The sequence below is a fragment of the Rhizobacter koreensis genome, assembly GCF_013366375.1.
Lineage (GTDB): Bacteria > Pseudomonadota > Gammaproteobacteria > Burkholderiales > Burkholderiaceae_C > Schlegelella_A > Schlegelella_A koreensis.
This window is the reverse complement of the sequence record NZ_JABWMJ010000003.1, coordinates 369801-391757: the sequence shown is the minus strand read 5'-3', so window position 1 is coordinate 391757 and position 21957 is coordinate 369801. Positions and strand designations below refer to the sequence as shown.

General features: G+C 73.4%; 24 protein-coding genes. 12 read left to right on the top strand and 12 right to left on the bottom strand.

Annotated elements, in window-relative coordinates; genetic code table 11:
• Window positions 1–72: 72 nt before the first annotated feature.
• A complete protein-coding gene (gene putA, locus HQN59_RS08745; RefSeq protein ID WP_176068181.1) occupies window positions 73–3906 on the top strand; it encodes a trifunctional transcriptional regulator/proline dehydrogenase/L-glutamate gamma-semialdehyde dehydrogenase in 3834 nt (1277 codons plus the stop codon).
• Between the two features lie 40 nt (window positions 3907–3946).
• On the opposite strand, the gene lhpI is transcribed toward putA, so the two are convergent.
• Window positions 3947–4885: a bifunctional Delta(1)-pyrroline-2-carboxylate/Delta(1)-piperideine-2-carboxylate reductase gene (lhpI, locus tag HQN59_RS08740; RefSeq protein WP_176068179.1), complete on the bottom strand. Its 939-nt coding sequence runs from the start codon at window positions 4883–4885 to the stop codon at window positions 3947–3949.
• A 90-nt stretch (window positions 4886–4975) separates the two neighbouring features.
• Complete coding sequence (locus HQN59_RS08735) at window positions 4976–5443, bottom strand: hypothetical protein (RefSeq protein WP_176068177.1); 468 nt, start codon at window positions 5441–5443, stop codon at window positions 4976–4978.
• A 208-nt stretch (window positions 5444–5651) separates the two neighbouring features.
• Here HQN59_RS08735 and HQN59_RS08730 point away from each other — a divergent pair, with 208 nt between their 5' ends.
• The gene (locus HQN59_RS08730; RefSeq protein WP_176068175.1) at window positions 5652–6272 is read left to right on the top strand and encodes a rhomboid family intramembrane serine protease; all 621 of its coding nucleotides are present in this window, start codon (window positions 5652–5654) and stop codon (window positions 6270–6272) included.
• Window positions 6273–6322: 50 nt separating this feature from the next.
• On the opposite strand, the gene HQN59_RS08725 is transcribed toward HQN59_RS08730, so the two are convergent.
• Window positions 6323–6820 carry a flavodoxin family protein gene (locus tag HQN59_RS08725; RefSeq protein ID WP_176068173.1) on the bottom strand — a complete coding sequence of 166 codons (498 nt, stop codon included), beginning with the start codon at window positions 6818–6820 and terminating at the stop codon, window positions 6323–6325.
• 128 nt (window positions 6821–6948) lie between these two features.
• On the opposite strand from HQN59_RS08725, the gene HQN59_RS08720 reads away from it, so the two are divergent.
• The gene (locus HQN59_RS08720; RefSeq protein WP_176068170.1) at window positions 6949–9057 is read left to right on the top strand and encodes an FUSC family protein; all 2109 of its coding nucleotides are present in this window, start codon (window positions 6949–6951) and stop codon (window positions 9055–9057) included.
• Window positions 9058–9147: 90 nt separating this feature from the next.
• Here HQN59_RS08720 and HQN59_RS08715 read toward each other — a convergent pair whose 3' ends face one another.
• A complete protein-coding gene (locus HQN59_RS08715; protein ID WP_176068168.1) occupies window positions 9148–9357 on the bottom strand; it encodes a DUF3606 domain-containing protein in 210 nt (69 codons plus the stop codon).
• Between the two features lie 186 nt (window positions 9358–9543).
• Between HQN59_RS08715 and HQN59_RS08710 the strand changes: the two genes are divergently transcribed.
• The 5 genes from HQN59_RS08710 to HQN59_RS08690 all read left to right on the top strand — a co-directional run bounded on the left by HQN59_RS08710 (window position 9544) and on the right by HQN59_RS08690 (window position 13574).
• Window positions 9544–11031: a glycoside hydrolase 5 family protein gene (locus HQN59_RS08710; protein ID WP_217703970.1), complete on the top strand. Its 1488-nt coding sequence runs from the start codon at window positions 9544–9546 to the stop codon at window positions 11029–11031.
• Between the two features lie 22 nt (window positions 11032–11053).
• The gene (locus tag HQN59_RS08705) at window positions 11054–11284 is read left to right on the top strand and encodes a DUF167 domain-containing protein (protein WP_217703968.1); all 231 of its coding nucleotides are present in this window, start codon (window positions 11054–11056) and stop codon (window positions 11282–11284) included.
• Window positions 11285–11371: 87 nt separating this feature from the next.
• Window positions 11372–11815 (top strand): hypothetical protein, encoded by a 444-nt coding sequence (locus HQN59_RS08700; protein ID WP_176068164.1) that lies wholly within the window; start codon window positions 11372–11374, stop codon window positions 11813–11815.
• A gap of 112 nt (window positions 11816–11927) precedes the next feature.
• Complete coding sequence (locus HQN59_RS26495; RefSeq protein ID WP_176068483.1) at window positions 11928–12191, top strand: gamma-glutamyl-gamma-aminobutyrate hydrolase family protein; 264 nt, start codon at window positions 11928–11930, stop codon at window positions 12189–12191.
• Window positions 12192–12206: 15 nt separating this feature from the next.
• Window positions 12207–13574, top strand: a complete 1368-nt coding sequence (locus HQN59_RS08690; protein WP_176068162.1) for a glutamine synthetase family protein — start codon at window positions 12207–12209, stop codon at window positions 13572–13574.
• Window positions 13575–13619: 45 nt separating this feature from the next.
• Here HQN59_RS08690 and HQN59_RS08685 read toward each other — a convergent pair whose 3' ends face one another.
• From HQN59_RS08685 to HQN59_RS08670, 4 genes are read right to left on the bottom strand one after another with little or no spacing between them, the layout of a single operon-like run.
• Window positions 13620–13958, bottom strand: coding sequence for a DUF202 domain-containing protein (locus tag HQN59_RS08685; protein WP_176068160.1), 339 nt, complete (start codon window positions 13956–13958; stop codon window positions 13620–13622).
• A gap of 2 nt (window positions 13959–13960) precedes the next feature.
• A complete protein-coding gene (locus tag HQN59_RS08680; RefSeq protein WP_176068158.1) occupies window positions 13961–14314 on the bottom strand; it encodes a YidH family protein in 354 nt (117 codons plus the stop codon).
• Window positions 14315–14341: 27 nt separating this feature from the next.
• Window positions 14342–15181 (bottom strand): SAM-dependent methyltransferase, encoded by an 840-nt coding sequence (locus HQN59_RS08675; RefSeq protein WP_176068156.1) that lies wholly within the window; start codon window positions 15179–15181, stop codon window positions 14342–14344.
• Between the two features lie 31 nt (window positions 15182–15212).
• The gene (locus tag HQN59_RS08670) at window positions 15213–15590 is read right to left on the bottom strand and encodes a hypothetical protein (RefSeq protein ID WP_176068154.1); all 378 of its coding nucleotides are present in this window, start codon (window positions 15588–15590) and stop codon (window positions 15213–15215) included.
• A gap of 112 nt (window positions 15591–15702) precedes the next feature.
• Between HQN59_RS08670 and HQN59_RS08665 the strand changes: the two genes are divergently transcribed.
• Complete coding sequence (locus HQN59_RS08665) at window positions 15703–15993, top strand: hypothetical protein (RefSeq protein ID WP_176068152.1); 291 nt, start codon at window positions 15703–15705, stop codon at window positions 15991–15993.
• Between the two features lie 42 nt (window positions 15994–16035).
• Here the strand turns inward: HQN59_RS08665 and HQN59_RS08660 are convergent, their stop codons facing one another.
• Together HQN59_RS08660 and HQN59_RS08655 are read right to left on the bottom strand one after the other, a co-directional pair.
• Window positions 16036–16548, bottom strand: coding sequence for a DUF2231 domain-containing protein (locus tag HQN59_RS08660; RefSeq protein WP_176068150.1), 513 nt, complete (start codon window positions 16546–16548; stop codon window positions 16036–16038).
• A gap of 175 nt (window positions 16549–16723) precedes the next feature.
• Entirely contained in the window at window positions 16724–17086 is a 363-nt protein-coding gene (locus HQN59_RS08655) for a hypothetical protein (RefSeq protein WP_176068148.1), read from the bottom strand.
• Between the two features lie 157 nt (window positions 17087–17243).
• On the opposite strand from HQN59_RS08655, the gene HQN59_RS08650 reads away from it, so the two are divergent.
• Both HQN59_RS08650 and HQN59_RS08645 read left to right on the top strand, forming a co-directional pair.
• Entirely contained in the window at window positions 17244–17693 is a 450-nt protein-coding gene (locus tag HQN59_RS08650) for a DUF4383 domain-containing protein (protein ID WP_176068146.1), read from the top strand.
• 217 nt (window positions 17694–17910) lie between these two features.
• A complete protein-coding gene (locus HQN59_RS08645) occupies window positions 17911–18402 on the top strand; it encodes a hypothetical protein (protein ID WP_176068144.1) in 492 nt (163 codons plus the stop codon).
• A gap of 146 nt (window positions 18403–18548) precedes the next feature.
• On the opposite strand, the gene HQN59_RS08640 is transcribed toward HQN59_RS08645, so the two are convergent.
• Both HQN59_RS08640 and HQN59_RS08635 read right to left on the bottom strand, forming a co-directional pair.
• Window positions 18549–19223, bottom strand: a complete 675-nt coding sequence (locus HQN59_RS08640) for a hypothetical protein (RefSeq protein WP_217703967.1) — start codon at window positions 19221–19223, stop codon at window positions 18549–18551.
• 29 nt (window positions 19224–19252) lie between these two features.
• Entirely contained in the window at window positions 19253–20407 is a 1155-nt protein-coding gene (locus HQN59_RS08635) for a zinc-dependent alcohol dehydrogenase (RefSeq protein WP_176068142.1), read from the bottom strand.
• A gap of 202 nt (window positions 20408–20609) precedes the next feature.
• Between HQN59_RS08635 and HQN59_RS08630 the strand changes: the two genes are divergently transcribed.
• Window positions 20610–21944 (top strand): MFS family transporter, encoded by a 1335-nt coding sequence (locus HQN59_RS08630; RefSeq protein ID WP_425342699.1) that lies wholly within the window; start codon window positions 20610–20612, stop codon window positions 21942–21944.
• Window positions 21945–21957 lie beyond the last annotated feature (13 nt).

The window sequence follows — 21957 nt, the reverse complement described above, 5'->3', positions numbered from 1 at the left end:
CGACGCGTGCATGCTTGCGGCCGAGGCGACGCTCGGGAGGCGTCGTCCCGGCCCGCAGCTCGCCCGCATCCGATGTCCGTCGTCGACCCACACCAAGCCTGCGCCATCGCGGCCGCCGGCGCCGCGAACCCGCCGTTCACGCTCTGGCACGAGCGAACGCCGTCGCGCCAGGCGATCGCGGCGCTCGCCGACGCGTCGGAGCCCGCCTGCGTCGCCGCACTGCTCGACGCCGCTCGCCTGACCGCTGCCGAAGCCACCGCGACGCGTGCGCTCGCGATGCGGCTGGTGCAGGGCCTGCGCGAACGTGCCGACGACGGCGGGCCGCCCGGGCTCGTGCAGGGCCTGCTGCAGGAATTCGCCCTCTCGTCGCACGAAGGCGTCGCGCTGATGTGCCTGGCGGAAGCGCTGCTGCGCATCCCCGACGCGGCGACGCGCGACGCACTGATCCGCGACAAGGTGGGCAGCGGCGACTGGCTCGCCCACGTCGGGCGCAGCGATTCGCTGTTCGTCAACGCCGCGAGCTGGGGCCTGCTGCTCACCGGCAAGCTCGTCTCGACCCACAGCACGAGCGGTTTCGGCGCCGCGCTCGGCCGCATCGCCGGCATCGGCGGCGAGCCGCTGATCCGGCGCGGGGTCGATCTCGCGATGCGGATGCTGGGCGAGCAGTTCGTCACCGGCGAGACGATCGAGTCCGCGCTCGCGCAGGCGCGGACGCGCGAGGCGCGCGGCTTTCGCTTCTCGTACGACATGCTCGGCGAAGGCGCGATGACCGCTGTCGATGCGGAGCGCTACGCCGCCGCCTACGCGCACGCGATCGACGCGATCGGCCGCGCCGCCGGCGGGCGCGGCGTCGACGCGAGCCCGGGCCTCTCGATCAAGCTGTCGGCGCTGCACCCGCGCTATTCGCGGGCGCAGGTCGAGCGGGTTCACGCCGAGCTCTATCCGCGCCTGCTGGCACTCGTCGAACGCGCCCGGCGCCTCGACATCGGCATCAACCTCGACGCCGAAGAGGCCGACCGCCTCGAACTGTCGCTCGACCTGCTGGAGCGTCTCGTCGCCGAGCCTTCGCTCGCCGGCTGGGCCGGGCTCGGCTTCGTCGTGCAGGCCTACCAGAAGCGCGCGCCGGCGGTGATCGACCACCTGGTCGATCTCGCGCGCGCGAGCAGCCGGCGCCTGATGGTGCGGCTCGTCAAGGGCGCCTACTGGGACAGCGAGATCAAGCGCGCGCAGGTGGACGGCGTTGCCGAGTACCCCGTCTACACGCGGCGCGCGCATACCGACGTCGCCTACCTCGCGTGCGCGCGCCGCCTGCTCGACGCCGGTGCCGCGGTCTACCCGCAGTTCGCGACGCACAACGCGCAGACGCTGGCCAGCGTCCATACCTTGGCGAGCGCACGCGGCGCGACGGCGTACGAGTTCCAGTGCCTGCACGGCATGGGCGAGCCGCTCTACGAGCAGGTGGTGGCGGGCGTCGCGCGCGGCGGGCTCGGCGTGCCGTGCCGCATCTATGCGCCCGTCGGCCGCCACGACACGCTGCTGGCCTACCTGGTGCGGCGCCTGCTCGAGAACGGCGCCAACACCTCGTTCGTCAACCGCGTCGGCAATCGCGAGGTCGGCATCGACGAGCTGATCGCCGACCCGGTGCGGACGGTCGAGGGCGCTGGGGCCGCCGAGGGCGCGGTCGGCCGACCGCACCCGGCGATCCCGCTGCCGCGCGACCTCTACGGCACCGACCGCCGCAACGCGCGCGGCGTCGACCTGGCGAGCGAGCCCGCGCTGGCGTCGATCGCAACCGCGATCGAAGCGTCGTCGCACGAACGCCGGGTCGCCGGGACCGATGCGGATGCCGACCGCGACGGGGCGACGGGCCCCGCGGTCGATGCGACGCCCCGACGGGCGCCGCAGCCGGGCGACTGGCAGCCGATCCGCAACCCGGCCGATCCGAGCGACGTGGTCGGCCACGTCCGCGACGCGACCCCGGAGGAGATCGAGCAGGCGCTCACCCGCGCGGTCGCGATCGCGCCGGACTGGGCCGCCACCGCCCCCGCCGAACGGGCCGCCGCGCTCGAACGCGCCGCCGACGCGATCGAGCGCGACCTCGAGCCGCTGGCCGCGCTCGTGCTGCGCGAGGCCGGCCGCACCCTCGCCGCGGCGGTCGCCGAGGTGCGCGAGGCCGTCGATTCGTTGCGCCACCACGCCGGCCAGGTGCGGCGCGACCTCGACCACGCGACGCACCGGCCGCTCGGCCCGGTCGCCTGCATCAGCCCGTGGAACTTCCCGCTCGCGATCTTCGTCGGCCAGGTCGGCGCGGCGCTCGCCGCCGGCAATCCGGTGCTCGCCAAACCCGCCGAGCAGACGCCGCTGGTGGCGGCGCAAGCGGTGCACCGGCTGCACGCGGCCGGCGTGCCGCACGGCGCGCTGCAGCTCCTGCCCGGACCGGGCGAAACGGTCGGCGCGGCGCTCGCCGCCGACACGCGCATCGAGGCGGTGCTGTTCACCGGCTCGACCGCGGTCGCGAAAGGACTGCAGCGCACGCTCGCGCAGCGCCTCGGCGCCGGCGGCGGGCCGGTGCCGCTGATCGCCGAGACCGGCGGCCAGAACGCGCTGGTGGTCGATTCGTCGGCGCTTGCGGAGCAGGTCGTCGCCGACGCGCTGACCTCGGCGTTCGACAGCGCGGGCCAGCGCTGCTCGGCCCTGCGCATCCTCGCGGTGCAGCGCGACGTCGCCGAGCGCGTGCTGACGATGCTCGAAGGCGCGCTCGGCGAACTGCGCGTCGGCGATCCGCGGCGCCTCGCGACCGATGTCGGCCCGGTGATCGACGCGGCCGCTGCTGCGGCGATCGAGGCGCACGTCGAGGCGATGCGCGCGCGCGGCTGCCGCGTCGTGCGCGCCGCGCTGCCGGCCGACCTGCCAGCGGGCGCCAGCTTCGTCGCGCCGACGCTGATCGAGTTCGACCGGCTCGACGCGTTGACGCACGAGGTGTTCGGCCCGGTGCTGCACGTGCTGCGCTACCGCCGAGACGAGCTGCCGGCGCTGCTCGCGGCGATCGCCGCGACCGGCTACGCACTGACCGGCGGCGTCCACACGCGCATCGACGAACGCGTCGCCGAAGTCGCCGCGGGCCTCCCCGCCGGCAACCTCTACGTCAATCGCAACCTGATCGGCGCGGTGGTCGGCGTGCAGCCGTTCGGCGGTCACGCGCTCTCGGGCACCGGCCCGAAGGCCGGCGGTCCGCTCTACCTGCTGCGGCTGCTCGCCGAGCGGCCGCTAGACGCGGCGCGGGCGAGCGTCGAAGCCGCCGGCGCGGCGCTCGCGGAGCCGCCGACGCACGGCCTTCCTCTGCCGAGCGTCGACCGCGGCGCCCGGGCGGCTCTGCAGGCGCTCGCCCGCTGGGCCGGCGCGCACGGTCACGCGCGCGTCGCCGCGGCATGCGATCGCTTCGCGGCAGCCTCGCCCGCGGGCCTCGCACGCACGCTGCGCGGTCCCACCGGCGAGGCGAACCTCTACGCGATCGCGCCGCGGCATGCGGTGGCCTGCATCGCGACCGATGCGGACGACCAACTGATCGAATTCGCCGCGGTGCTGGCGGTCGGCAGTCGCGCGGTCTGGCCGGCCGCACAGCGAGCGCTCGCGACGACCTTGCCGGCGCCGGTGCGCGAGCGCATCGCGCCCGTCGACGACCCGGCGGGCGACGCGCGCGTCGACGTCGTGCTCGCCCACGGCGACGGCGCCGCACTGCGCGCGGTGCTGGAGACCGCGGCGGCCCGCGACGGCGCCATCGTGCCGGTGCTCGGCCTCGCGCCCGGCGACGACCGCATCGCCCTCGAGGGGCTGTGCGTCGAGCGCAGCATCAGCATCAACACCGCCGCCGCGGGTGGCAATGCGAGCCTGATGACGGTCGGCTGAGCGGCCCGGAATGCGGCTCGCGCGCCGGAGGCGTCGACGGCTACGCCGTGCCGGTTGCGCTGCTCTCGGCGACCAGCACCGCCGCAGCCAGGTCCTCGAGCGCGCTGCCGACCGACTTGAATACCGTGCGCTCGCCCGCCGAGGCCCGGGTGTCGGCGGCGCCGCGACAGAGACCCGCCAGCGTCCCCACGACGTCGCCGGGCGCCAGCACGCCGCGCGCGAGCGGGTCCAGCAGGTCGCCGCTCTTGGCGAGCGCCTCCTCGGTGTCGATCCAGACGCGCGCACCGGCGAAACAGGCGTCGTCGGCTTCGCGCATCGCCGGCGTGAAGCTGCCGATGAGGTCGAGATGGCTGCCGGCGCCGAGCCACGCGCCGGCGATCAGCGGCGCGGTCGCGAGCGTCGCGCAGCTCACCACGTCCGCCTCGACCACCGCGCGTTCGAGCGACGTCACCGCGCGCGCGTCGACGCCCTGCTGCCGCCACTGTGCAGCGAGCGCCTCCGCCGCGCCGGGTCGGCGCGCCCACACGTCGACCCGCTCGATCGGACGCACCGCGCGGTAGGCCTCCGGCAGCAGCGCGGCGACGCGGCCGGCACCGACGACGAGCAGCCGGCGCGCGTCCGGTCGCGCGAGGTACGACGCCGCGAGCGCCGACGCCGCCGCGGTGCGGCGCGCCGTCAGCTCGCTGCCGTCGATGCACGCGAGCGGCACGCCGGTGGTCGCGTCGTGCAGCAGCACCGTCGCGTGGACGCCCGCGAGGCCGCGCGCGGCGTTGCCGGGCGCGATGTTGACCACCTTCACGGCGTAGTAGCGGCCGTCCTGCCACGCCGGCATCAGCAGCGAGGTGACCGCACCGCCGCCGACCGCGTGCACGTGGCGGGTCGGCACCGCGGCGTCGTCGGCGAACGCGGCGCGCAGCGCGTCGATCAAGCGGTTGAAGGGCAAGGCGGCGCGCACGGCCGCGGCGTCATGGACTCTCATCAGGCGTCACGGCGTGCCGGGCCGGAGCCGGGCCGGCTCCGTTGACGAGGCGGATGGACAAGGTGCGGGCGCGCGGCTGGGCATCGTCGATCAGCGCTGCCGCCGAGCCGGCGCCTCGAGCGGCAACGGCTCCGATGGCGCGCGCCAGGGCTCGGCGACCGAGTCGTCGCGCTCGCCGCTCCGGTTGCACAGGCTCACGTGGAACACGCGGCCGGGTTCGACCACGTCGAGGCGTCTCGCCTGGCGCGCGAGCGCCTGCACGAAGGCGGCAAGCGCCTGTTGGCTGGGGTTCGCGAGCGGCAGCCAGACCGACGTGGTGCCTTCCGCGCCGGTCAGCCGCGGCGCCGTGTCGAGCAACTCGACGCAAGCCGGCGGCGCCGGCAGACCGGCCGCGTCGAGCGCGCTCATGCAGAGCGTGACGTGCAGCGCCACGACGGCATGCTGCCCCGGCACCGCGGCAGCGATCGCGGCCTGCAACGAGGCAAGTGCCGGGCTCGGCAGCACCCGCAGCAGCAGCGGGCCGGCCGGCGCCTCCAGGCCATCGGTGTCGACGAACATCGGGCGAGCGTAGCGCGGTGCGACGCTCCGCGAGCGGCAACGCGCCGGGTCTGCGGGCGCTCGACGCCGCCGCCAAGCTGCCATCGCAGCGCACCTCGCCGCCCCCGCGATACTGCGCGCTGCCTCGCCAGGCGGCGGCAGGCGGTGCGCGGTCGATGGCGGCGTGCCCCGGCGCAGCCTTGCCACTCACCCTGCGACCCGACGCTTCATGGATCCGCTGATTGCCCTAACCCGCGGGGCGCCGATGTCGGCGCTGCTGCTCGCGCTGATCCTCGCCGGCAGCCTGTACGCGCTCGCGCGGCCGGCGCTGCTCGAGCGCCACCTGTTCCGTCCGTACTGGCTGGTGCGGCGGCGCGAGTACCACACCGCGATCACCAGCGGCTTCCTGCACGCCGACCTCGCGCACCTGCTGTTCAACAGCTTCACGTTCTGGGCGTTCGGCTTCGGTCTCGAGCGGCGCATCGGCAGCGCGCCGTTCCTGGCGCTCTATGCGCTCGGGCTCCTGGTCAGCGATCTCGGCACCTGGGTCGCGCACCGTCACGAGCCGGAGTACCGCAGCCTCGGCGCCTCGGGCGCAATCCTGGCGGTGCTGTTCGCATCGATCCTGTACTTCCCGGCGAGCTCGCTCTACATCGTGCCGATCCCGGTGCCGATCCCGGCGCCGCTGTTCGCGGTGGGCTATCTCGCATACACGATCTGGGCATCGCGCCAGGCACGCGGGCGCATTAATCACGACGCCCACCTCGCCGGCGCGCTGACCGGCATCGCGTTCGTCGCTCTCGCCGACCCCGCGATTCTCGCGGCGGCGTTCCGGCACTTCCTGGGCTGAGCGACGCGCGGCCGACGGGCGACGCTCGAACCGGCAAAAGCCGCCGCGGCTCAGAACACGCCGAGCGCCAGGCCGGCGGCGAGCGATGCGCCGAGTTCGCGACAGCGGATCGCATCCTCGTCGGCGATGACCTTGGGCCGGGCGATCGCCTCCGGCGTCTGCGCATGGGTGCAGACGATCAGCGGGTCGGCGACGCGGCGCAGGCGCCACCCGGTCGCGATCCGCTCGATCTGGCGCGCCGCGCCGCTGCCGTCGCTGCCGGCGCACACCATCACCGCATAGGGGCGCGCGGCGACATGGTCGAGCACGGGGTAGTAGGTGCGGTCGAAGAAGTCCTTCATCAGGCCGGCCATGGTCGCGAGGTTCTCGGGCGCCGCGAACAGGTAACCGTCGGCGGCGAGCACGTCATCGGCCCGTGCCTCGGATGCGGTCAGCACGCGCGTCGTCACGCCGCCGGCGGCTTCGGCGGCGGCGCCGGCCGCCGCGGCCTCGACCATCTGCCGCGTGCCGCCGGTGGTCGACTGGTAGACGATCAGCAGCGTCTTCATCGGCGCCGAGCATAGCGAGGGCACTGCCCGTGACGGCCCCAGCGGGCGCGACCGCAGCGTGAGCGGCAGGCGCAGCCGCCAGCGGTGCCGAGCCGGCTATGCTGCCGCGCCCGTCCCGCGCCCCGTCGATGCCCCACGTCTCTCCCCGCCTCAAGCCCTGGCTTCGACTGCCGGCGTTCGCGATCAACGGCATCGAGGTCGCGCTCGGCATCGCGCTGATCCAGCTCGCGGCAGCGACGCTCGCGGGGCCGCAGGCCGCCGCGCTGGTCGTCTCGGGCGCGGTCTGCGCCAGCATCGCCCACCTCGCCAACACGCCGGTGCGCACCTGGCACCGCGTCGGCGCGGCGGCGCTGCTGAGCGTCCTCGCCGCGCTGGTGGTCGAGCTGCTGAGGGCGCAGCCGCTCGCCCTGGGGCTCGCGATCGGGGCGATCGCCTTCGTCGCGATGATGACGCTGGCCTGGGGCGCGCGTGCCGGCGCGGTGTCGTTCGCGCCCCTGCTCGCGACCGTGTTCGCGATGGCGGTGCCGCCGAGCGCGCACGGCGCGCAGGGCGCGGCGTGGATCGCGGGCGGCGCGGCGGCCTACCTCGGATGGGCGCTCGTCTCGGGTGCGGCGTGCCAACCGCGCTACCGCACGCTCGCGCTCGTCGAGGCGCTCGGCGCCACTGCCGAGCTGTTCCGCTCGCGCGCCGACGTGCTCGGCAGCGCCGGCAGCGAAGGCACGCCGGCGACCCCCCTGCGCGCCTGGATCCGCGACGAGGCACGTCTCGCCGAGCGGCTGCAGATCGCGCGCGACTTCCTGTTCGCGGCGCCGCCCGGCGCTCGGGGCGAGCGCGACATCGGCGTGCTGCTGCGCGCGATCGACCTGCGCGACGTGCTGCTGGCGAGCCGGCTCGACGCCGACCTGCTCGGCAGCGACGCCACCGGGCAGGCGATCCGGCAGACCGTCGCCGGCGCGCTGCGCACCATCGCCGAGCGGCTCGACGCGGCCGCCGAGCACGTGCGCGACGGCACCCGGCCCGCCGATCGCGCCGGCGAGCCCGCCCACGCCGCGCTCGAGCGCCTCGGCGTGCCGGCCGACGAGCCGCGCGCACGCCTGCTGCCGTCGCTGCGCGACCGCGTGCGCAGGCTCGACGAAGACGCCCGCGCGCTCGACCGCCTGCTGCAGGGCGAGCCGGCGCGCCTGCCGCTGACGCGCGAACAGCTGCAGGCCTTCGTCGCGCCCGAGGGCTGGCCGCTCGCCGCGCTGCCGCCGCACCTCACCGGCACCTCGCCGGTGCTGCGTCACGCCGTGCGCATGGCGCTCGCCCTCGCGACCGCCTACTACCTCGCGCTGCTGCTGCCGTGGGGCGCGCATCCGTACTGGCTGGTGCTCGGCGTCGCGGTCGTGCTGCGCGGCAAGCTTGGCGAGACGCTGGCGCGCCGCAACGCGCGGGTCGCCGGCACCATCCTCGGCTGCCTGGTGGTCGTCGTGCTGTCGCACGTCGCCACGCCCGCCGCGCTCAACGGCGTCTTCATCGTCGCGCTCGGCACCGCCCATGCGTTCGTGATGCGCCTCTACTGGCTGACGGCGACCGCGGCGAGCGTGATGGCGCTGCTGCAGGCGCACGCGGTCGATCCGGGCTCCGGGTTCGCGATCGGCGAGCGCGTCGCCGACACGCTGCTGGGCGCGCTGCTCGCGTGGAGCTTCAGCTACGTGCTGCCGTCGTGGGAGCGGCGCAGCGTGCGCGAGTCGGTCGGCCGCGTCCTGCGCGACCTGCTGAGCTACGCGACGCATTCGCTGCAACCGGGCCGCGGCGACCCGGTCGAGGAGCGGCTCGCCCGGCGCCGCGCCTACGACTCGCTGTCGGCGCTCGCGGCGGCGCTGCAGCGCAGTCGCGTCGAGCCGCGCGGCGTGCGCCTGCCCTCGCGCGAGATCGCGACCGTGCTCGACCACGGCGAGCGGCTGATGGCGCACCTGTCGATGGTCCGCATGACGCTGGCGCGCCTGAAGGACGAGCGCGACAGCGCCGGCCGCGTCGATCCACTGCTCGCCGGCGCGTCAGGCGAGCTCGCGCGGAGGCTCGACCTGCGCGCGCCGCCGGTCGAGCCGCAGCCGGCGCGCTCCGCCGACCTGGCACTGCTGCCGGAGCGCCCCGCCGCGGACGATCCCACCCCGTGGCTCGAGCGTCGGCTCGGGCTCCTCATCGACGAGGCGGCGCAGATCCAGCGGGCGGCGCGCTCGGCGCTCGGTCGTTGACGCGATCGGGTCGACCGCATCCGGGTCGTCTCCGGCCGGTCGCGGCCGGGCACCGGCAGCGCGTCGTCCGCGGCGCGACCCCGCAGCCGCTCAGGCGTCGGACTGATCCCCCGCCATGCCGCCCTGGCCGAGGTAGTCCTTGATCTTGTCGACGCGCGGGCCGACCGCCTGGACCGCGTTCAGCAACGCCGAGTCGGTGACGCCGAGCGCACGGGTCCAGCGCTCGATGGCGGCGCGGTCGCCGACGTCGACCTCCTCGCTCGAGCGCGGGTCGTCGGCTGCGTTCTGTTCGCTCGTCATGTTCGCTCCTGATCGTCATCGGCTCTGCCGGCCGCCTGGCGCGTGGACCGGTGTCGGCGCCGTCTCGCCCGGTTCCTCCGTCGAAGCAAGCGCGGTGCCCGAACCGCGGCGCCGGGCTTCGCTAGCATCGCCGCGCCCGGGCCGGCATCGAGCTTGCCGCAACCCATCCGTCCACCCGCCGCGCACGTGAATCCCGCACCCGACCTCGCCCTTCTCGACCGCGAACCCGCGCCAACGAGCGCGCCACCGGCCGCCCCGCCACCCGCCACCCGCAGCGCTCCCCTGCCCTGGATCGAGTCACGGCCCGGTCTGCCGTACTTCGTCACCGAGCGCGCCGAGGCGTGGACGCCGATCGGCCACAACGACGCGGTCGGCTGGCCCGAGCTCGCGGGCCTGTTCCAGCGCCGCAACGTGCCGGCGGTGCGCGCGCATCTGCGCTGGCTCAAGGAGCACGGCGTCAACTGCCTGCGCCTGATGCTCGAGTACGCGCAGAGCCGGCATCGCTTCCTCGAGCGCCCGGCCGGCCGCTTCGCGCCAAACATGGTGCGGCTCTGGGACGACCTGTTCGCGCTCTGCGAGGAAGTCGGCATCTACCTGCTGCTGACGCCGTTCGACACCTTCTTCACCTGGCGCCACTGGCACCACCACCCGTACAACGCGGCCAACGGCGGTCCGTGCAGCGACCGCCGCCGGCTCATCACCTGCCCGGCGACGCGTGCGGCGATCAAGGCGCGCCTCGAGTTCGCGACGCGGCGTTGGGGCGCGAGCCCGGCGCTCTTCGCGTGGGACCTCTGGAACGAGATGCACCCGGCGCACGGCGAGGACGATCCGGCGGCTTGCGAGCCGTTCATCGACGATGTCGGCAGCTTCCTGCGCGACCTCGAGCTGCGGCTGCACGGCCGCGCGCACCTGCAGACGGTGTCGATCTTCGGCCCCGAGCTGCTGCGCTGGCCGGCCCTCTGCGATCCGGTGTTCCGCCATCCGCGGCTCGACTTCGCGAACACGCACCTCTACGAGCGCGACACCATCGACGACCCGCGCGACACCGTCGCGCCGGCGCTCGCGACCGGTCGCCTGATGCGTGCCGCCGTGCGCGAGGCGAGCGACGGGCGGCCGGTATTCGATTCCGAGCACGGGCCCATCCACGCCTTTCTCGACCATCACCGAATCCTGCCGGAGGCGTTCGACGACGAGTACTTCCGCCACATCCAGTGGGCTCACCTCGCGAGCGGCGGCGCCGGCGGCGGCATGCGCTGGCCGAACCGCCACCCGCACGTGCTGACGCACGGCATGCGGGTCGCCCAGCACGGTCTCGCGCGCTTCCTGCCGCTGATCGACTGGACGCGCTTCCGTCGTCGCAACCTCAACGACGAGGCGCGCGCGACGCCGGGCCTGGCGGTGTTCGCGTGCGGCGACGAGCATCAGGCGCTCGGCTGGCTGCTGCGCACCGACCACCTGGCGCCGAACGGCACGCTGCGCACCGACGGCCCCACGCTGCCGGCGGGCCTGACCGTGCCGGGCCTCGCGCCCGGGCACTACCGCTGCACGCTGTTCGACACGCGCAGCGGCAAGGTCGTCGGCACGCGGGTGCTCGCGCATGGCGGCGGCGAGCTCACGGTGCCGTGCGGCGAGGTCCTGTGCGACGTCGCGGTCGCGATCACGCCAGCCGGTTGACTGGCGTGTGTGGAGGCACGCCGTGAAGCTGCTGCAGATCAAGGTGCAGCCGAACGCGCGCCTCAGCGTGCTCGTCGAGCCGGGCGAGGACGGCACCTGGGCGGCCGAGCTGAAGGCGCCGCCGGTCGACGGCAAGGCGAACGACGAGCTGCTCAGGCTCGTCGCCGAACGCTTCGGCGTCGCGCGCAGCCGCGTCACCCTGCGCACCGGCGCGTCGGCGCGGCTGAAGCGCATCCGGGTCGACGACGACTGAGCCGGGCCGAGCGACGACCGTCTCGCAACGCGAGATCGCGCGCGCCGCCCACGACCGAACAGGTCCGCCACTTGCAAGGAGCCCGCCATGACGCGCGAACCCCGACGACCTCACCGCACCTCTCGCCGGCCGCAGCGCCGCAGCCTGCCGGTGCTGCTGGGCACGCTCGCGACGCTTGCCGCGTGCAGCGCACCGGGGGTTGCGCAGCCGGGCCGAGCGGCTCCGGGCGCGAGCGCCGCCAGCGCCGCCAGCGGCGCCGTCGCCGTCTACAAGCCGCTCGGCTCGCGCCAGTGCGAAGTGCCGCCGCCGCGCGCCACCCTCGAGCGCGAGCTCGCGGCGGCCGGCGTTCCGGTTCTCGGCACCGCCTGCGGCAGGGACGGCCGCATGCGGGCGGCGCTGTGCGGCGCGCCCGACGGCCGGATCGTGATCTTCGAGGTGCCGACCGAGCGGGTGGCGGCCGCGGCGGCCGCCGGCTTCGAGCCGCTGGCCAACCTGCCGGACGCGACCCGCGAGCCTTGTCCCGGCTCCTGACGCGCTCGGGCACGGCGGTTGCCGCCCGGGGCAGGTCGGCGCACGGCGCCCGACGCGCCGCGAGCGGCATGCCGCCGCGACGCCTTCCGTCCCGAACCGATGCCGACGCCTTCTGTTCCCGACGCCCAGCCGATCGTCATCGTCCCGGACTGCAACCGGGTGCTCGGACAGCAGCGGTGCCACGTCGTCGCCAAGCCTTGCGTCGACGCGGTGTGGCGCCGCCCGCGACGCCCCGATCGAACCCGACGGCGTGCTCGATGCGCTGCTCGGCGAGCCGGTGATCGACGTCGACTCGCTGCACGGGCAGGTCGTCGATCGGCTCGCGTCGGGGCTGCGCGTCGAGGCGCGCGGGTTCCGGGCCTCGCGGCTCACCTGATCTCCCATGAATCGAATGCCTTCCCCCGCCCCTGAAACCTTCGCCCAGCTCGAGCGCTGGCTCGACGACCGCGGCGTCACCGAAGTCGAGTGCCTGGTGCCCGACCTCACCGGCGTCGCGCGCGGCAAGATCCTGCCGCGCGAACGCTTCACCGAGGAGCGCGGCATGCGCCTGCCCGAAGGCGTGGTCGCGATGAGCGTGACCGGCGAGACGCCGCTCAAGGGCCCGTACTTCGACGTGATCAGCTCGACCGACGTCGACATGCACCTCGAGCCCGACCCGTCGACGGTGCGCATCGTGCCGTGGGCGACCGACCCGACCGCGCAGGTGATCCACGACTGCTACGACCGCGACCGCAAGCTGATCCCGTTCGCGCCGCGCTCGATGCTGCGCCGCGTGTGCAAGCTGTTCGAGGACGCCGGCTGGAACCCCATCGTCGCGCCGGAGGTCGAGTTCTACCTGGTGTCGCGCAACAACGACGCCGACATGCCCCTCAAGCCGCCGATCGGGCGCAGCGGGCGCCGCGAGTCGTCGCGGCAGTCGTACTCGATCGACGCGGTCAACGAGTTCGACCCGCTGTTCGAGGACGTCTACGCGTACTGCGAGCAGATGAAGCTCAACGTCGACACGCTGATCCATGAGACCGGCGCCGGGCAGATGGAGATCAACTTCTTCCATTCGCACCCCATGGAGCTCGCCGACGAGGTATTCCTGTTCAAGCGCACGGTGCGCGAGGCGGCCCTGCGCCACGACATGTTCGCGACCTTCATGGCCAAGCCGATCGCCGGCGAGCCGGGCAGCGCGATGCACGTGCACCAGAGCCTCGTGGACCGCGAGAGCGGCCGCAACCTGTTCAGCAACGAGGACGGCTCGCCGAGCCAGGCGTTCTACTGGTACATCGGCGGCCTGCAGAAGTACATCCCGAGCGCGATGGCGCTGTTCGCGCCGTACGTCAACAGCTACCGGCGCCTCGCGCGCTTCACCGCCGCGCCGATCAACATCCAGTGGGGCACCGACAACCGCACGGTCGGCATCCGCGCGCCGATCGCCGGGCCGGCGGCGCGCCGGGTCGAAAACCGCGTGATCGGCGCCGACGCGAACCCCTACGTCGCGCTTGCCGCGACGCTCGCCTGCGGCTGGCTCGGCATCCGCAACCGCATCGAGCCCGAGGACGAGTGCACCACCGACGCCTACCTGCGCGACTACAGCCTGCCGCGCAGCCTGGGCGAGGCGGTGCAGCTGCTGCGCGAGAACGACGACCTGCGCGAGGTGCTCGGCTCGGAGTTCGTCACCGTCTATACCGAGGTCAAGGACGTCGAGCACGACGAGTTCATGAAGGTGATCTCGCCGTGGGAGCGCGAGCACCTGCTGCTGCACGTGTAGCGGCAGCCTCCTCGGCGCCAGTCTTCGGCGCCTGACGCGTGACGGTCAGGGGCTGCCCACCACCATCGACGCGATCGCCCCCGCGCAGCCGAGCAGCGTCGCCAGCGCGACCGCGCCGAGCATCAGCGGCGACGCCGCATCGACGACGTCTCCGCGCATCAGCTGGTCGCGCCGCCAGATGCCGCAGGCGGTCGCCCCGAGTGCGGCCACGAACAGCACCACCCCGACCGCCGAGATCGCGACGACGTCGGTCGAGACGCCGGCCCGCAGGATCAGCACCGCGTTGACGAACATCGCCAGCGCGGTGCGGCTCCAGGCGAGACCGGTGCGCTCGGCCTGCAGGCCGGCGTCGCGCGGCTCGGTGAGGCGCGGCGGCCGGGCCATCGCTACTGGCGCAGCAGGAGCATCGCGATCGCCCCCGCCACGACGAACACCGCCAGCGCCAGCAGCGGCAGCGCGACGCTGCTCGGCAGCGGCCGCTTGTGACGCATCGCGATTTCGTTGGCGCGCCAGCGCACGTAGGCGATCAGGCTGAGCAGCGCCGCCAGCACCGCGAGCGACGTCGCGAGGGTGACGAGGGCCGCGCGCGGGCTGAGGCGGGTCGCGAACTGCTCGAGCAGCACGCCGCCGGCGAGCAGCGACAGCGCGGTCCGGATCCAGGCCAGGAACGTGCGCTCGTTGGCGAGCGAGAACCGGTAGTCCGGCTCCTCGCCTTCACGCCGCCAGCGTGGCTCACGCATGGCGGCGGCTCCCGGGTGGACGCGCGATCATCGGCAGCCCGCGGCCGGCGCCCGCGTGAACACCGCACCGCCCAGGCGCCGGGTGGCGTCGGCCGCGGAGCGCAGCGTACGACCGTCGGCGTCGGCGACCAGCACGACCGCGTCGGTGGCGTTCTCGCGCAGCGACGCCGCATCGACACGGCCGTCGAACACCTGCGGCGGCAGGTTCGGTGCGCTGGTGCCCGGCGCCGCCCGCGGGGTTGCCGTCAAGGTGGCCGAGAAGCGCTGGAAACGCTGGGTGATGTCGAGGCTGGCGTCGGCGCCGCACCAGAGGCCGTGCACGCGCGCCGGCACGGTCCAGAGATGCACGCGCGAGACGCGCTCGCGACCGATCGGCTTGTCGGGCACGTCGATCGTCAGCGTGCGGTCGGGCGTCCAGTCGCCCATGTCCCAGTCGTGCGAGACCACGCGCGTGCCGGGCGCGAGCGCCAGCAGACGCGGCCGCAGCGCGAGGTTGACGTCTGGCAGCAGGTACATCGTGACTACCGACGCCGGCGCGAGGTCGGTCGCGAACAGGTCCTGCTCGCGGAACTCGACGCGTGCCTCGACGCCCGCGGCGCGCGCGTTGGCGCGGCTCCTCGACACGAGGTCCGGGACGATCTCGACCCCGAAACCGCTCGCGCCGAAGCGGCGCGCGGCGGTGACGACGATGCGGCCGTCACCCGAGCCGAGATCGACGACGTGGTCGCGGGCGCCGACGTTTGCGATCTCGAGCATCGCGAGCGTCACGCGGTCGGGGGAGGTGACGAACGGCACCTCCTCCTGCGCCGCGGCGCCCGCGGCGGCGACGGCGAGCGCCACCGCCCAGGCAGGTCGGAAGAAAGTCATCCGCCGAGCTTACCCGGCGCGACGGCAGGCCTCAGGCCGCAGGCGCTGCGCCGGCCTGTGCCGCGTTGACGTCGTGCCCGCCGAGCCCCTGCAGCAGCGTCGTGGCGCGGCTGCGCTGCGCGTCGTCGGCCGGCATCACCATCAGGACGTGGCTGCCGCGCCAGACCGGTTCCTCGAAGTTCGCGCCGTACGGCGTCTCCGGGCCGAGGCGCTGCCCACCGACCGTCATCTGCTCGCCGGTGCCCATGCGGCCATTGCCGACGAGGAAGTTGCCTTCGACAGGACCGGATTCGTCCTCCTGCACGCGCAGCTGCACCGCGTCGGGGTCGAAGCCCGCGTCGAGCAGGGCGCGGTGCGCTTCGGTCGCCTGCTCGAAGCTGCTGAAGCTGATGACCAAGGGATCGTTCATGGCGCCTCCTGTTGCCGCGTCGTCGGCAAGGCGCGCGCCCGCGGTCGGGTCAGGCTTGCGGGCACATCGGATGCTGCGATGCGGTCGAAGCAAACCGCCCTGGAGAGTGGCCATGAACGATCCGACCCTCAAGCCCGATACCACCACCGCTGCCGAGCCGCCCCGCACCTACCAGGAGCTGCTCGACGAGGCGATCGAGGAGACCTTCCCGGCAAGCGACCCGATCTCGCCGAGCGCCGCGATGCACGCCGAGCGGCGCACGTCCACGCGAAAGGACGAGGTCGACTGGAAGCTCGAGCACCACTCGAGTCAGGATGCCCCGGCGCGTGCGCCGGAAGACACTGCCGGCGGCAGCGCGGCCGCCGGCCAGACCGCGCCGGACCCGGACCCGAACGCGAACTGAAGCCGCGCCGCGCACCCGGCCGCGCGCGACGGCCGGTTCGCGTTAGCGCGCCTGCGCGCGCGTGGGCTTGGTCGCGGCGTCGGCCGGACCGTCGAGTGAGCTGCGCGCGTCGAGATGCGCGTTCGGCGACACGCCGACGCCGAGCCGGTCGACGAGCTCGCCGCCCAGCCACGCGGTGAGCAGCGAGACGCCGGCACCCGCGAACGACAGCACCCAGGCCAGCGTCGACGGGTCTGCGACGTTGTCGCGGCGCAGGAACCAGCTCGCCAGGAACAGCAACAGCACCACGAGGTTGCCGCCGCCGTGCAGCGCTCCGATCTTCTTGGCGCGCGTGTTGGCCGGCACCGCCAGCCAGTCGATGGTCCCGAACGGCGCCGCGATCACGCCGGCGATCAGCCCGGCCGAGATCAGCGCGTAGGCGACCGTCGCCGCGGTGGTGGAGTCGCTGAACAGGTGGATCAGGTCGAACACGACCGACGTGCCGAGCAGCCCGAGCGGAAACACCACCAGCATCTGGTGGATCGGGTGACCGAACAGTCTTGCCTTCGCTTCCATGGCACTCCTCGTGGATTGGTGAGGCGCAGCGGCAAGCGGAGTGCCAGCGGTGCGGATCGCGCGCAAAACCCCGGGCCGGGGGCACGCGCCCGGTCCCGCGCCTGCGATCGGCTCGATGTGCGTCGCCGTTGCTTGTCGATCGCCGCGTTCGCGGCCGCCCGGGGGCGCGCGATGCTCACGCCGGCAGGTCCGGGCGAACGGCGTGCGCCTGCGGCGAGAGCCGCCCGAGCGGCCCGAGCGACGGTCGGCTGCGCACCGCCCACTCCTGCACCACGCCCGCCACCACGCCGCTCGCGTCCTCGACGCGCTCGATGCCGCGCAGCACCAGCGTTTCGCCGTCGACCCGCACCACGGCGGGCGCGAACAGCAGCGCCATCGGAGCCGCGTCGGGGTGCGCCGACAGCGCCTTGATGCCGAGGCAGCGCGCGCCGTGCTGGCGCGAGGTGCAGAGCGTCCCCTCGGTCCACAGCGTCGCCTCGAGCACGGGCGGGGCGATCGGAACGCCGCGCCGGCGCAAGAGACGGATCAGGACCTGCATCGGCCGATACTGTACAGACATACAGCCATCGCTCCGGGCGGCAAACGTGGAGCGGTGCCGGCCTGGGTACAGCGCTTGCCTTCGTGTCCGCGACCCTGCCGTCCGCCGGATGGCCTTGCGCCATGCGGCGGCTTTCCCCGACCCACCGGAACCCACCATGACCACACAACGATTCGCACTCATCTTCGGCATCATCTTTCTCGTCGTCGGCGCCGCCGGCTTCATCCCGGGCATGACCGTCGAGCACACCCACCCCGACGTGCGCGTCACCTCCGGGCTCGGCCTCGAACTGGGCCTCTTCCCGGTGAACGTGCTGCACAACATCGTCCACCTGCTGTTCGGCGTCTGGGGTCTCGTCGCGGCACGCTCGGCGACAGGGGCGGTCGCCTATGCCAAGGCGGTGGCGATCATCTACGCGCTGCTGATGGTGATGGGCTTCATCCCGGCGCTGAACCTGCACACCACGTTCGGCCTGATCCCGCTGTACGGCAACGACATCTGGCTGCACGCCCTGCTCGCCGCGATCGCCGCGTACTTCGGCTTCGTGCGCCGCGCCGACGCGACCGTCTCGACCGCCGGCACCACCCGCACCACGACGACCCGCTGAGCGATCGCGCGCCGGCTTCGGTCGGCGCGTCGCCAGCCGTCGAAGCTTGCCTTCGACCCGAGCAGCCCCTGCGGGGGCTGCTGTCGTTTCCGGAGCCCGTATCCTCCCGGCCGTGCCCGGCGAGGTCCGACCGGCAGCAGGTGGTGCGATTCCCTGCTGCCCGGCCCGCCGCCGTCCGATCGTCTCACCCGGCGCCCTGTCCGCCGCGAAGGTCCCGATGTCGCCTCGCCTGCTTGCTCCGTCCGCCGTCCTCGCGCTCGCCTGCAGCGCTCCGCTCGCGTCGGCGAGCCCGCCGGCGCAGCAGAAGTCGATCTACGCGGGCACGTGGAACGTCGCGCTGCGCGAGGCCGGGCGCCCCGAGCGCGCGGCACGCCTGACGCTGGGCGCCAAGGCGGCGACGTGGGTCGAGAGCGGCCGTGCCTCCGGCGCGTGCGCCGGGCATCGCTTTCCGGTGACGGTGTTGCGCAGCAGTCCGATGCAGCTCGACATCCTCGTCGCGCGCGACAAGCTCGCTCGCCAGTGCCCGCCGCTCGCGATCCGCGTCGCGCCCGTCGACGCGAAGACGCTGGTCGGGGGCATCGTCGACCCTGACGCCGCGCACGGCCACGATCACGCGCATGCGCATGGTCCGGACATCCACGCGGGCGCGATGCCGGTGGTCGAACTGAGGATGACGCGCGTCGGTGGGGGGCCGGGAGCACGCCGCTAGCGAGCCGTCACGGCGCAGCGCGAGACACGGGGCGCGCCCCCGAGGCCGAGCGTGACGCACGGCACGGCCCGGCGCGCTCGCGGGCCTTCCAGAGGGGCGCCGATCGCTGGCGGTCGGCCGCCCGGCTCCCGCCGGTCCGTCGCGGGCTAGCGCCGGCGCCGCGGCCGCTCGAGGCGCGCCGCCGGTCGTTCGCGCTGGCGCTCGCGCCGGCTGTCGCGGGTCAGCATCAGGTAGCCGGCGCCGAGCAGCGCGCCGAACACCAGCGCCTTGCGCGCCGTGCCGACCGGGTTGTGCTTGATCGCGGCGGGTCCGCCGACTTCCTTGAAGACGTTCGGCGGCGTACCGCGCGAGAAGTCGTCGATCAGGCCCTCGACCATGTTCACGCGGTCGGCGGCGAGCAGGATCAGCCAATGGCGCATGTCGCCTTCGCTGAAGCGGAACGCGAAGCGCCGCATCTGCCCGCTGAGGCCCTTGGGCGGAACGGTCGTACCGAACACCGGCGTCATGACCGGATGCTCGACCGACTTCAGCACCTCGACCGTGCGCGGCTGCGGCGACGGCTGGTCCCAGTGCACGCCTTCGAGCCGCGGCGGCGTGCGCTCCTTGGGGTACGCCGGCCGGTTCGCGTGGTCGAGGTCGGCGCCCCAGCCCTGGATGTGCTCGTGCGACGGCGGCGGGGTGCGCATCGGGGTCGGCCCGACAGGCGCGAGATTGCCGATCGGACTGTTGCCGGACTGCTTGACGTCGCCGACGTCGAGCAGCGACCCCTTCGCGCCGTTGCGGCCGAGCGGATGGGTGGTCGTCTGGTTCGATGTGTCCATGCTGGGGTTGCTCCTGTCGGCTGCGGCGCTCACTGCGTGACGCCGGGCGGGATCAGCACCGTCTTGATGCAGTTGTCGAGCTTGCTCGAGAACACGTGGTACGCGTCGGCGACCTCCTCGAGCGGCACCCGGTGCGTGATGATCTTGTGCGGCTCGACGCGGCCGGCCTCGATGTGCTCGATGAGGCGCGGCAGGTGGCGCTTCACCGACGCCTGGTTGGCGCGCAGCGTGAGACCCTTGTTGACCACGTTGCCCATCGGCACCGCGTTGAAGGTCGGCCCGTAGACGCCGACCACCGACACGGTGCCGCCCTTGCGGACCGAGTTGATGCACCAGTGCAGCACGGTCGCCGAGCCGGCCTGCAGCAGCAGCTTGACGCCGGTCAGGTGCTGCAGGAAGTCGCCGACCGCCTCGGCGCCGACCGCGTCGACACAGACGTCGGGGCCGAGCCAGTCGGTCATCTTCTTGAGGTGGACGACCATGTCGTCGACCTCCTTGAGGTTGACCGTCTCGCACTGGGCGAAGTTGCGCACGAACTCGAGCCGGTACTCGACGTGGTCGACCACGATCACGCGCCCGGCCCCGAGCAGCCAGGCCGACTTGGCCGCGAAGATGCCGACCGGACCGGCGCCGAACACGACCACCGTGTCGCCTTCCTTGATGCTCCCCATCTCGGCCGCCTGGTAGCCGGTCGGGAACGCGTCGGTCAGCAGCACCGCGTCGTCGAGCTTCATCCACGGCGGGATCTTGGTGGGGCCGACGTCGGCCAGCGGCACTCGCACGTACTCGGCTTGTCCCCCGTCGTAGCCGCCGGTGGTGTGCGAGTAGCCGTAGATGCCACCCGCCGCGGTGGCTTCCGGGTTGACGTTGTGGCAGTTGCCGAACAGCTCCTTGCGGCAGAAGAAGCAGGTCCCGCAGAAGATGTTGAACGGCACCAGCACCGTGTCGCCGATCGCGAGGTTCCGCACCGACGAGCCGACCTCGATGACGCGGCCGACGAACTCGTGGCCGAAGGTCGAGCCGACGCGCGTGTCGGGCACCAGCCCGTGATAGAGGTGCAGGTCGGACCCGCAGATGCACGAGCGCAGCACCTGCACGATGGCGTCGTTCGGGTGCTCGATTCGCGGCTCGGGTTTCTGGACGGTACGGATGCGGTACGGACCGCGGTACTCCATGGCAAGCATGTGGTTGTCCTTTGGCTCGGGTGGGGGCGCGGCGAAGCTGGCAAGAAGCGCTCCCATGGCGGCGCGCGGCCGGCGGTCCCTGCGCCGGCTCGCGCCGGCATGCGCCTCCGGGCGAGCAACCCCGGACCGGCATCCCTCTTGCCGTGGCCCCGCGTGGCGCGGGCCCGCACGGCCCGGCGCCGCGTGCACCAGGAGCCTGCCCGTGTCGACCTACATCGCCCCCGCCGAGGATCTCGCGCCCACCGCCGCGCCGTCCGACCCCTACACCGCGCACGAGAAGCGTCACCGCATCTTCTCGATCGTCGCCGCCTCCTCGGGCAACCTGGTCGAATGGTTCGACTTCTACATCTACGCGTTCTGCGCGCTCTACTTCGCGCCGGCGTTCTTCCCGAAATCTGACTCGACCGCGCAGCTGCTCAACACCGCGGGCGTGTTCGCGGCGGGCTTTCTGATGCGGCCGATCGGCGGCTGGCTGTTGGGGCGTCTCGCGGACCGCAAGGGCCGCAAGGTGTCGATGCTGGTGTCGGTGACCATGATGTGCGGCGGCTCGCTGCTGATCGCCTGCCTGCCGACCTACGCGCAGATCGGCGCCTGGGCCCCGTTCCTGCTGCTGATGGCGCGCCTGTTCCAGGGCCTCTCGGTCGGCGGCGAGTACGGCACCACCGCCACCTACATGAGCGAGGTCGCGCTGCGCGGCCAGCGCGGCTTCTTCTCGTCGTTCCAGTACGTCACGCTGATCGGCGGCCAGCTGCTCGCGGTGCTGGTGGTCGTCGTCCTGCAGGCGCTGCTGAGCGAGGACGAGCTGCGCGCATGGGGCTGGCGCATCCCGTTCGTGATCGGCGCGGCGACCGCGGTGGTCGCGCTCTACCTGCGGCGCTCGCTCAGCGAGACGGCGAGCGAGGCGAGCCGCTCGCACCAGGAGGCGGGCACGGTGGGCGGCCTGTTCCGGCACCACAAGGCCGCGTTCTTCACCGTGCTCGGCTACACCGCCGGGGGCTCGCTCATCTTTTACACGTTCACCACCTACATGCAGAAGTACCTCGTCAACTCGGCGGGCATGTCGATCAAGACCGCCAGCAACGTGATGACGTTCGCCCTCTTCGTCTACATGTGCATGCAGCCGCTGTTCGGCGCGCTCTCGGACCGCATCGGGCGACGCAACAACATGCTGCTGTTCGGCGCGCTCGGCGCACTCGCGACGGTGCCGATCATGAGCGCGCTCAACGACGCCACGAACCCGTACGTCGCGTTCGCGCTGATCATCCTGGCGCTGGCGATCGTCAGCTTCTACACGTCGATCAGCGGCATCGTGAAGGCCGAGATGTTCCCGCCCGAGGTGCGCGCGCTCGGCGTCGGCCTCGCCTATGCGGTCGCCAACGCGATGTTCGGCGGCTCGGCCGAATACGTCGCGCTCGGACTCAAGTCGATCGGTCACGAGTCGGCGTTCTACTGGTACGTGACCGCGATGATGGTGATCGCCTTTCTGGTCGCGCTGCGCCTGCCGAAGAAGCCGAGCTACCTGCACGAGGATCGCTGACGACGCCGGTTCT